The sequence below is a fragment of the Streptomyces sp. NPDC056296 genome (assembly GCF_042268605.1).
Taxonomy (GTDB): domain Bacteria; phylum Actinomycetota; class Actinomycetes; order Streptomycetales; family Streptomycetaceae; genus Streptomyces.
Window position 1 is genome coordinate 1 of the sequence record NZ_JBHJRX010000115.1, and the last position, 10,078, is coordinate 10,078.

The 10,078-nt window shown below is 68.0% G+C and carries 10 protein-coding genes; 2 read left to right on the forward strand and 8 right to left on the reverse strand.

The features are described 5' to 3' along the window. The coding region (locus tag ACFCZF_RS40235; RefSeq protein WP_376675888.1) for a Helicase associated domain protein at positions 1–1,845 on the forward strand (1,845 nt) is incomplete at its 5' end. Between the two features lie 504 nt (positions 1,846–2,349). After that, positions 2,350–3,333, forward strand: a complete 984-nt coding sequence (locus tag ACFCZF_RS40240; RefSeq protein ID WP_376675897.1) for a PIN domain-containing protein — start codon at positions 2,350–2,352, stop codon at positions 3,331–3,333. 112 nt (positions 3,334–3,445) lie between these two features. Here ACFCZF_RS40240 and ACFCZF_RS40245 read toward each other — a convergent pair whose 3' ends face one another. From ACFCZF_RS40245 to ACFCZF_RS40280, 8 genes are all read right to left on the reverse strand, one after another. Next, complete coding sequence (locus tag ACFCZF_RS40245) at positions 3,446–3,967, reverse strand: hypothetical protein (protein WP_376675889.1); 522 nt, start codon at positions 3,965–3,967, stop codon at positions 3,446–3,448. Positions 3,968–4,184: 217 nt separating this feature from the next. Beyond that, the gene (locus tag ACFCZF_RS40250) at positions 4,185–4,439 is read right to left on the reverse strand and encodes a hypothetical protein (protein WP_376675890.1); all 255 of its coding nucleotides are present in this window, start codon (positions 4,437–4,439) and stop codon (positions 4,185–4,187) included. Positions 4,440–4,958: 519 nt separating this feature from the next. Next, on the reverse strand, positions 4,959–5,690 hold the full coding sequence (locus ACFCZF_RS40255; protein WP_376675891.1) for a restriction endonuclease: 732 nt from the start codon (positions 5,688–5,690) through the stop codon (positions 4,959–4,961). Positions 5,691–6,212: 522 nt separating this feature from the next. Then, positions 6,213–6,464 carry a hypothetical protein gene (locus ACFCZF_RS40260; RefSeq protein WP_376675892.1) on the reverse strand — a complete coding sequence of 84 codons (252 nt, stop codon included), beginning with the start codon at positions 6,462–6,464 and terminating at the stop codon, positions 6,213–6,215. 297 nt (positions 6,465–6,761) lie between these two features. Further along, positions 6,762–7,544, reverse strand: a complete 783-nt coding sequence (locus ACFCZF_RS40265) for a Crp/Fnr family transcriptional regulator (RefSeq protein ID WP_376675893.1) — start codon at positions 7,542–7,544, stop codon at positions 6,762–6,764. A gap of 2 nt (positions 7,545–7,546) precedes the next feature. Continuing rightward, complete coding sequence (locus ACFCZF_RS40270) at positions 7,547–7,846, reverse strand: hypothetical protein (RefSeq protein ID WP_376675894.1); 300 nt, start codon at positions 7,844–7,846, stop codon at positions 7,547–7,549. Positions 7,847–9,131: 1,285 nt separating this feature from the next. After that, positions 9,132–9,758 (reverse strand): hypothetical protein, encoded by a 627-nt coding sequence (locus ACFCZF_RS40275; protein WP_376675895.1) that lies wholly within the window; start codon positions 9,756–9,758, stop codon positions 9,132–9,134. 4 nt (positions 9,759–9,762) lie between these two features. Further along, positions 9,763–10,078, reverse strand: a 316-nt coding sequence (locus tag ACFCZF_RS40280) for an RNA polymerase sigma factor (RefSeq protein WP_376675896.1), incomplete at its 5' end; no start/stop codon positions are given.

Here is a 10,078-nt window from a genome sequence, read left to right on the forward strand (position 1 = left end):
ATCGATCCAACCGCCCCTGAACAGCGCCAACACGCCTACAGGTCAGTGACATACGAAGCCGAACATCCCAGTGACATCACGGCCGAACCTCACACGCGGGGGTTGCTTGCGCGGTATCAGGTCGTGGTGGTGGAGCTACGGGATCCGCAGCTGACGCTTCAGAAGCTGCATGGTGAGGAGCGGTACGAGGAGCATGTGCGGGGTGAGCGGCTGGCGGTGCTTCAGGCCGCGCTGCTGGAGACGATGAGCGACCACCGGCTGAGCCGGTGTATCACCTTCCATCACCGCACCATCGAGGCGCGGGCGTTCGCCGAGGGTCTGGAGCGGGTGGCGCGGCGGTTGCACGCGGCTGACCCGGAGCGGCATCCGGAGCGGGTGTGGGCGGGGTGGCTGTCGGGTGAGCAGGACCAGGAGGTGCGCGGCGAGCGGCTGGGGGTGTTCGGGGCGCGGGCGGGGCGTGCGGTCATGTCCAATTGCCGGGTTCTCGGTGAAGGTGTGGACGTGCCGAGTGTGGACAGCGTGGCATTGATCGACCCCAAGGGGTCGGCGGTGGATATCGTCCAGGCCATTGGTCGTGCGTTGCGTCAGAAACCGGATCAGGGAAAATTGGCGACGCTGATCGTCCCAATTTTCCTGGGTGAGGATGAGACGCCGGAAGATATGCCGTATTCGGCTTCGTATCGGCCGTTGGTGAAGGTTTTGTCTGGGCTGCGGGCGCATGATGAGCGTGCCGTGGAAATGCTCGCGACGCCGCAGGAAAACCTGAATCGTACCGAGCCGGTGCCGTCGTGGCTGGGTGAGGAGCCGGAGGAGGGCGGCGAGGAGAGCTGGCTGCTGCTGCGGTTCGGGACCCGCCGGGACCCCTCGCTCGTCGCGCGGTTCGTCAAGTACCAGTTGATCGAGCCCGAGCATGCCAACTGGAAGGCCGGGCACCGGGCGGCGGTCGCCTACCGGCAGCGGGAGGGCCATCTGGCCGTGCCCTATCAGCATGTCGAGGGTGGCCCTGCCGGTGCGCCGGCTGCGTGGCAGGGCGGCGGGTTCCCCCTGGGCAGGTGGCTGTCCGACCAGCGGCGGGCCACGCGCGCCGGGGCCCTGGCTTCCGAGCGGGCTGCGGACCTGGACGAGCTGGGGATCGTGTGGGAGCCGGCCGATGAGACGTGGGAGGAGAACCTGGGAGCCGCGCGCGCGTACTTCGAGGTCTACGGGACGCTCGCAGCCCCGGTGACGGCGGCGATCCTGGACAAGCCGGTGGGACAATGGCTGGCCAACGCCCGCAAGGCTGGCGGGCTGGGCAAGGACCCGAAGCGGGCACGGGAGCGCGTCGAGCTCCTGGCCGCGATCGACAAGGACTGGAAGCCGGGCTGGCCGGTGGACTGGCAGCGGCGCTACGCCGCGCTGAAGACCCTGACGACCGAGGACGGCCGGCTCGGGCCGGTGGAGCCCGGGACGGTGGTGCACGGGATGGACGTCGGCCGGTGGCTGGCCACCCAGCGCCAGGACTGGGCACTGTTGAGCGCAGGCCAGCGCGACCGGCTCGCCGGGATGGGCGTGAAACCCGCCGAGCGGCCCGTTCCGGCACAGGTGGAGGCAGGAGGCGCGACAGCGGGTGGGAAGCCGTCTGGGCGCCGCTCAACGGCCTTCGAACGCGGCGTCGCGGCGCTGGCGCAGTACAAGGCCCGCACCGGATCCGTCACCGTGAGCCGGGGCCATGTGGAGCGGCTGGAGGACGGGAGCGAGGTACGCCTCGGGGTATTTCTGTCCAATAGCAAGAGCAGGCGCGCCAAGCTGGGCGCCGACCAGCTGGCCGCGCTGGCGGAGCTCGGACTCGACTGGGCAGCATCATGACCTCTCGAACGGGCCCCGGGCACTGTGTGCTGCCTGGGCCGCACTGCGCGACCCAGGACCGGGGCCTGTCCCGAGTGCGCGGCAACGCACTGGGGTGCGTGCAGGCCCTGGGACCTCGGGGCCGATTCCAGAGTCAGCACTGAAATGTCCCCGCTCCAGCAATTAAGTTGAAAAGATGGGTCCGTATGGCTGGGAGCCAAGGAAGAAGGAGCGCCTCGCATTGATCATCCTGGACGCGAACATCATTAAGGGGACATCTCTTCGGGGCCCCGTCGCGGACGTACTCCGCGCCATCCGAGCCGCAGGCGTCGAACGAGTGGCCACACCGTGGATCGCCGTCGAGGAGATCGCCGCGCAGCAAGCCCTGTCCTACGCGGAGAAGCACCAGGCGGCCATGGAAGCGGTGGACGACCTCCGGAAGGCGACCCCTTGGGAGCACGTCAACCACCCCAAGCGGTGGCAGGCCGAGCACGTGCGTAGGCACTGGCGGGAACGGTACTCTCTATCACGGAAGTCCTGGAGACGTCCCACACCGCCTATCAGAACGCCTTGTTCCGGGAGACGAACCAGATCGCCCCGTGCAAGACGGTCAACAGCGGCACCTACAAGACCGGGGCAAGGGACGCCGCGATCTGGCTGACGGCGGTCGAGTACGCGAAGGCACACGAGGACGAGACCGTGTTCTTCGTCAGCAACGACTCGGACATGTCCGAGGACGGCCAGTTCCTACCGGAGATGCAAAAGGACATCGCCGGCATGGAGCACCGGTTCCACCTGTTCACTTCGCTCGACGGTGTCGTCACCAAGTTCGCCACGGCGGTGCAGGCCAGCACCGAGGACGTTCGGGCGTTACTGGACACCCAGGAAAACTACGCGACGGTCCTGGCCGCGACGAGACCCGCATCCAGGCGCTACCGGATGGTCACCGGCACACCGATACCTTCGGCCTTCAACGGCGACGGGCGGAGGCTCCCCGGGACCACCCACAACTGGTTTCCTACGGCGGTGGCATTGGACAAGGTGCTGGAGGTGAGCGGCCACGAGGTCGGCGGTCACCACTGGTTCACGGCCTGGGTGCGGTGGCTGCTCAGGGACGACAGGATGATCCGCGGCGAGACGCACGAGCGGGCGTATGCCTGGGAGACGCGGGTCCTGCTGAGCACAGCGGCGGACCAGGCCATGACGGTCCTCGACTTCCGGCGGCCGGGCCCGATCTCGGCCGAAGACGTCCCCAACGTGCCGACGCTTCCGCATACGACGGAGGAGCGACTAACACGCTTGGGCAGAGCGCACCTTGCCACGTTGACGAACACTCCGGCCATGCAGGCCACTCTGGCCCGCCTCGTGGAGCAGCTCGGCCCGGACTTGTCGCCGGTCGAGGAGGCGATCCGCAGCGTCCTCGACAACAGCACAATGTCCCGCGAGCTGAATGACAGGATCGCGGAGGCCGTACGTGACTTGCCGGAGGAGCCGGGCGACAAGGAGTAGGAGATTAGCGGCGTCCTCCTCCGCTCGCCGTGAGAAGTCCATATGGCGCCCGGCCGGGGTGTCCCAGCCGAGCGTCACCGTGCGCAGTGCAATCGGCATGGATGCGCCGCGGTCATGGCCTGTCGGCTTCACGGTGCATTTCCCAGACCAGTTCGTGCAGCGCAAGCCAGTACTTGTGGATGGCGATGTCGTAGACGGCTCTGGCTCGTGGGTCTGTCGGCGCGCTGAGTAGGCACATGTAGACGGAACGCGAGCTGTGAAAGACCTGCTGAACAGCCTCGGCCACCGCATGTCCAGCATCGACTACCAGCACGTCACAGGCTCTGGTGAAAGGGCCGTAAGCCTCACGGAGCCGCTTGGCATGCGCGGTGACCGCCGACGCCTTCTCTGCGCCCGCTGGCATATCCAGCACGACCGGGACTTCCCTGTACAAAGCTCCCATGTCGTGGGCCCGGTTCACCACCTCGATGCACGACTCCCTGCGCGCCTGGGCGATCCAGGAGCTGCGCTGGGCGACGGCCGTTGCGTTCGCCTGCTCGCGAGCAGCGCGAAGACTTCCGCGGCTTGTAACCCAACTAGCAGCAATGGCAGTGCCGGCGGTTAGGGCCGCCACCCATAAGGAGCCATCGGCCATAGCGCTGATTGTGGCGATGGCAGACGACGTGCGTAAGAGCGCCTCGGCACGGCGACGCGACATACGCGGCTCTCGGCCGTGTCCGCCTGGTGGTCCGAACTGTCCGGGCTGGCTGGGCACGAAACGAGCCCGGGGCCTCGGGGACGGACGGTGGCCGCGGGACCGCGGTGGGTGCCGATGGGCGGGTGCGACTCGCCCCAGGGCTCCCCAAGGGCCGTCACACGACGGCCGTAGCCGCAGAGGCTTCTGAGGCCACCGGACGGCCGAGTTCGGGCTGGACGATCGGCTGAGCGCGAGTGTGCACCTGGTGGTCGTAACGGGCGAGCGGCCCGCTGACTGGACACAGCGCCGGGGCCGCGGCCGCCTGCCGTGCGGACGCCGGGCAGGATGCCTTCTGCTGTCCGGGCAGTGCGGGCGCGAGCGCCGTGGCCGGAAGGGCGTTGGCGTACTCGTGCCGGTGCTGGCCGGGCAAGTCCGTCGCCCTGTGAGACGGGGCAGGGCGACGCGTACGCAGGTCGTTGGTCAAGGCCGGCGGGGGCGAAAATCTGGGACAGCCTGCTGATGTTGAACTCCCCCAGATGCCGATGCAGAGGGGAGCGGCGGGCCGCACGGGGGTGGATGCACGGCTGCCCCACCCAGCGGTGCAACGGCCCACCATCAGCTCAACCGATGGCCGGGCTGCAGCGTTCGACGGAACCCGGGTCCCTCGCCGAACGAGTCGGCCCGAGGTTGTGTCCACCGGAGACGTTGCCGTTCCACTACTCGGGGGCTCGCGCTGAGGCAGGGGTCATAGGAGCAGCATCCTCACGAGAGGCACAGGAGCTTTTGCGGGAGGCTGAGGTGTTCCTTCGTGTGGTGGCGCGGATGCTGCTGCTCCCCTTCAGGGGGAATCTCGCCGCTTGACAGCCCGCCCGCGTTCACGGGGGCGATTTGTGAGTACGGGCGGATCAGCTTCACAGCCTTGGAAGGGAGCGCGGAGCGGCATCGGCCATCACCGCCTCTGTAGGCCCAGGTGGCGGCTCAGCTCAGTGATGTGGGGCGGCCGCGGGGGCGGTACCGCTCGCAGGAGCTCCCACAGGGGGCGGGATCCGGATGCCCAGACGGCCAGGGTCTGGCGGTCGACGACGTGCAGCCGCTGTTGCTTGGCGAATGTCACTGCCGGGCCGGTCACCCGGCCGTTCGTGATGATCACGGCGACGTCGGCGCCGTGTACCTGGCGGGCTGTTCCGTTGAGTACCTGGAGGTCCGGTGTGCCGACCGGTGAGCCGTGGGCGCCGTTGCGGCGGTGCTTGCACTGGATCACCCAGCGCCGCCCGTACGGGTCGGTGGCTTTCACGTCGGCGCCGAAGTCGCCGCGGCCGCCGACTCGCTGGGCGTCCTGGCAGCCGTCGCGCTGCATCAGGTCCCGTATGGCGTCCTCGAACCGGGTGTAGTGCAGTGCGTCCAGCTGGGGCAGTCCGTAGCGCAGGCCCTGCGCCCGCACTGCCTCCCACTGGGCCTGCTGCTGGCGGTTGTAGAGCCAGCCGGCGCCCGCGAGGACGGCGAGCACCAGGACGACGACGAGGACCCACCAGTGGGTCAGCAGCCAGTTGACGACCATCACCACCAACGTGATGCCGGTCGCAGCTGCCGCGGCGTAGAGGAGTAGCTGGGCGTCGCGTTGCTGCTGCCGTCGGCTGGGCCGTCGATTGCGCCGCCGCGTGGGCGGCCGTCGGCGGGTCACCGCTGCCACCGGATCGGGTACGAGACGGTGGGGCGAGGCTGTGGCGCCCGCGCGGCGGGGGCGTGGTCGAACCGGATCGGGTACTGCACCGTCGACTTCGGCTGTGGGGTCCCGTTTTCCCCGGCGGAGACGTTGCTGTTGCCCAGCCCGACCACGGCCAAGGCCACTACCCCGGAGATCATCGTTTCCCGTTTGGCGCCCGGAGCCCACCGCGCATGCGCGCGAACCCGTGTCCCGTTAGAACGCACGTACGATCGCACTGAAGGCATGCAAGCCTCCCCCTCGTAGCAACTCCCCGCACACCAGGTCATGCTGACAGCAGGCACTGACAACGCGTCAGCACATCAGCTCCCCAGGTGATCAAGGAAGGGGAGAACAGGCCAGGTCAGACATGACGTGGGGTCCCGCTTCATACCCCTGGCCGCCCCGCGGAGGGCGACGACGGTTTTCCGGGCGGGGAGAGGCGGCCCACGGGCTGACCATCCGGGTCGCGCGCCGGGTGTCACTCAGGCCTGATGTCGCTCAGTGGCCGGTCGCCCGTGCCAGGCGGCGGTCCAGCTCACGGTCGAGGTGGTCCCACTCCTGGGCGGCCGTGGGAGCGTAGCCGTTCCACCCCTGCAGCACGGCGCGCGCGTTCTCGGCCCGCTCGGCCGGCGTCAGCAGAGTCTGCGCGAGCTTCGCCAGGTAGGCGCGCAGTAACAGCCCCTCAGCGGCGGCTACGGCAGCCAGCCGGTCCCTGTCTTCACGCGGGATGTGAACGTTCGCGTCAGTCATCGTCGTGTCCCTTCCGAACGGCACACCGTACGGGCACAGGTGCGTCGAGGGAGTCAGTCGCCCGGCGGTGTGCTTGCCGGGCGGGAAGCGTTTCCGGGGTAGTGCTGGCGTCAGCTGGTATGCCTCATAGGCTATGGCGTTGCGGGCGGTGGCGAGCTCGGCCGTTCTGGGGCGGTGGACGCGGCGAGTCGGGCGTTGGCGATGGCTGGGGAAAACGCGAATGCCCCGGCTGGAGCCGGGGCATTCGGGGTTTCATGGGCACGGGCGCCGGTCACGATGTCGCGGGTGCCGAAGCCTTTACCCCCCCAGGGCAATCTGCCGTAGCAGGTCTCGGTCCTGGATGGGATAGCAGCGGTTGGTTCGTTCTCCTGGGCTGAAGGATCTGAGGGCTCCTGTCTGCCGGAGTTCCGCGATGGCCTTCTCAACGGTTGCTCGTCCGAGACAGAGCGTGTCGGACAGATCGGCTTGGCTTGGCCCCGAAGCGACCAGTTCCTCGGTGGTCGACATCACCAGTGCGCCGTCCGCTCTGCGCCTTATGACGTTGCGGCGTGTGGGTGCCGCCAGGTAGTTCAGCACTGTTGCGACGCGGGCGACGGGGGATGCGCGCGTCGCCGTGTACAGCCGTTCCGTGAGCGCGCCTCGCTTGGCTGCCATGCGCGCGAGCATCAGGGCGATCGCCGGATCAGTCGAGGCCAGCGCACTCAGCTTGGTGGCGGGAACCTCGATGAAGACGCAGCGGGAAAGGACGGACCCGTGGATCAGGTTGGTGGTGGTCGGGCTGATTCCTTCCTCGCTGTACGAGCCGGGAAGGCCACCGGAGTTGCTGATGTTCTCGAAGAGCATCAGTTCCCGCCACAGGCGTGCCTTGCCGGCCTGCACGGTCTCCGAGATGCATCCGTCGACCAGGAAGTAGGCGAACTTCATCACAGGGAGTACGAGGGGGCGTCCTCGTCCTCGTCTGCGCAGGCGTGAGACCTCGGTGAGGGCCTCCACAGAGTCGTGCGGCAGTCCGTACAGGGAGAAGAAGTCAGCGATCAAATCTGACTCGCGCGGCCGCCGGGTGACGGTCGGGGAGGTCATGGTCATCTCCCCGCCGCCGGGGTCGTGGCTGCCGGGGCCGGGGCAACCGGTGCAGGTTCATGCGACGGCGCGGGAGCGGCGGGCGTCGCTGGCGGGGCCGGTGCGACGGTGTTGGAGGCCGGGGCCGCTGAGTCGGCCAGGATGCGTACGACGGGCACCAGCGCGCCGATGAGGAGGGCGAGTGCGGCGATGACGGAAGCGATCCGGGCGGGTCTGGTCTTCAGGGCCCGTACGGCGTAGCAGGCTGCGGCCAGCACGATCCCGAAGATCAGGATGACCGCCATGTAGGCGTCGGTGAGCACACCTCTCCTATCGAGAGGCGGTCGAGCTTCGATCGAATGTCCGAAGCTCGACCGCGGGTTTTTTGGGAACCTCGCTCTGACCAGTGACATTTGGACTGCGGCTAACAGTCCGTCACCGGTTGCCGGTGAATGTTACGCCATCGGTGTCACCCGGCGACAATTCCTGCTCAGCGTAGGGATTTCTCGGCTACGGGAAAGTGAAGCGCCGTCAGGAACGAAGGGGCGCAACGCCCCTGACGCGTTTTGCGGAATGAGTAATACCGGTTGTCCGTGGGGGCCTGGAAGCCGGCACAGTGACGGGCCGGAAGGGGCCTCGGAGAGCAAGAAGCCCCGCCGGATCGCCCGGCGGGGCCTTCTGATTCGACGAAACAGATGCTATTGAAGAGTTGGGCCGGGGCCTTGCCGGGGGAGCCACCCCCGACTGGCCACCGGCCGGTGCTGAGCGAGGGCTCCCAAAAGCCGTGTGTTCAGCGCTGTCTAGGAAACACTATGCACCGTTGTGAAAATGGCTCTACGGAGGGGTTTTCGGCTATGGCTCCGCAAAAACCCCTCCCAGTAGGGGTTCTCCGCCCGTTTTTAAGGCGTACTCATCTCATACGGAGGAGCGCAGTTCGAATTCTCAGGAGCCCCGAGTGCACCTCCCCTGCTCTGTGCTCGTGCTCCCAAAGCTCGCATAAACGGCCCCAAGGGGGTCACACAGCCGTCCGCGTCGTGGTGCCCCTCCTCCTCACCGAGAACTGTCACGGCTCGTTCCCCGCGTCGGACCTGATGAGGGAGCAGGTGGGCGTCTACGTCGTATGAAGCAGTCACGATCATCGTCCGGGGCGCTGAGACTTCCGTGTGTGGCGTCCATCACTCACGGTGTGTCACGCGGATGAGGAGAGCCCCGGTCGGGCCCGTTCATGACGGTCCACACGGCCGTCGTCCTGCTGTCACGGTCATCACCGGCCTGATCGTCGGAGGGCTCACCTTCCTAAGCGGCGGCGGGTGGCCGCTGCCGTTCTGGCCGGTCTGACCGCAGCCGGCGTCAGCATCCCCGTGCTGCGCTCACTCATCGGCTGACGCCCGACCCCGGCCTGCCACTGAGCCCTGAAAGACCAGCACCCCATGACGGTGGCCAAAACAGGCGCGGGCCGCCCCTCCGCGACGAGCTCGAGTGAGACCGACTGAGGGCTGCCGGTCGCGAGGCCCGGACTGCTCTCCCCTGTCCGAGGTCGGCGTTCCGACGCGGGTCCGGGCCGGGTGAGAGCAGCCGGCTGGGGGTCCCGGTGACGGGGGGGTGCATTCAGCAGGCGTGAGCGAGTTCTTCGATCTGGTCGGCGAGGCGGCGGTCGGGGTGGTGGAAGGGGGCACCGGCCAGTTCTTCGACCTTGAGGCGTTCGACGGCTTCGCGCAGGGCCGGGGCGGGGTGGGCGGGGCAGCGGATGGTGGTCGGGGTGGTGGGGCTGAGGTGGATGTCGGTGTCGAGGTCGAGGGCTTGGTGGGCCCAGTGGTCGGCGTCGCGCAGTTCGCCGCGCAGCAGGTGGTGGAGGTGGAGGCAGTAGGCCGCGGTGGCGTTGCCGGCGCCGGCGGCGAACTGCCACCACCACAGGGCGCTGTCGGGTTCTTGGGCGAGGTTGAGGAGGCAGCCGAAGTGGAGGGCGCCGTCGGCGTCGGAGGGGGCGTCGGCGATGCGGGCGAGGTGTTCGGCGGCTTTGGTGCTGTGGATGAGTTCGGCGGACAGGGCTATCAGGGCTTGTTCGGCGCCGTCGAGGGCGGTGGGGTAGTGGCCTTCGGGGGCGGGGCGGGCGCCGAACATGAAGGTGGCGGTGACGTCGCGGACGATTTCGCGGTGCAGGGCGTCTAGGTCGGCGTCGGTGACGGTGTCTGCGAGGGCGGCCTGGTCGAGGTAGTCGTCGATGCTGCGCGGCACGGTGTTACTCCTTCTCCTCGTCGTCACCGAGGTCTATGCCGAGTTTGGTGGCGATGCGCTTGCGGGCCAGGCGGCGGTGGGTGCGGGCGGTGGCCGCAGTGATGCCCATGATGTTGGCGGCCTGTTTGCAGGGGTAGCCCAGGACGTACTGCAGGATGATGACGTCGAACTGGCGTTCCGGCAGGGCGGTGATGGCCGTGTAGAGGCCGAGGGGGGAGTCAATGGCGGGCCTTGACCCCGAATCCTGAACACGGGTTATGCGGCTGGTGCAAGCGTAGTTGGTGTGAGGTGGAAGGCGTTCTCGAAGGCGATCGGTGATC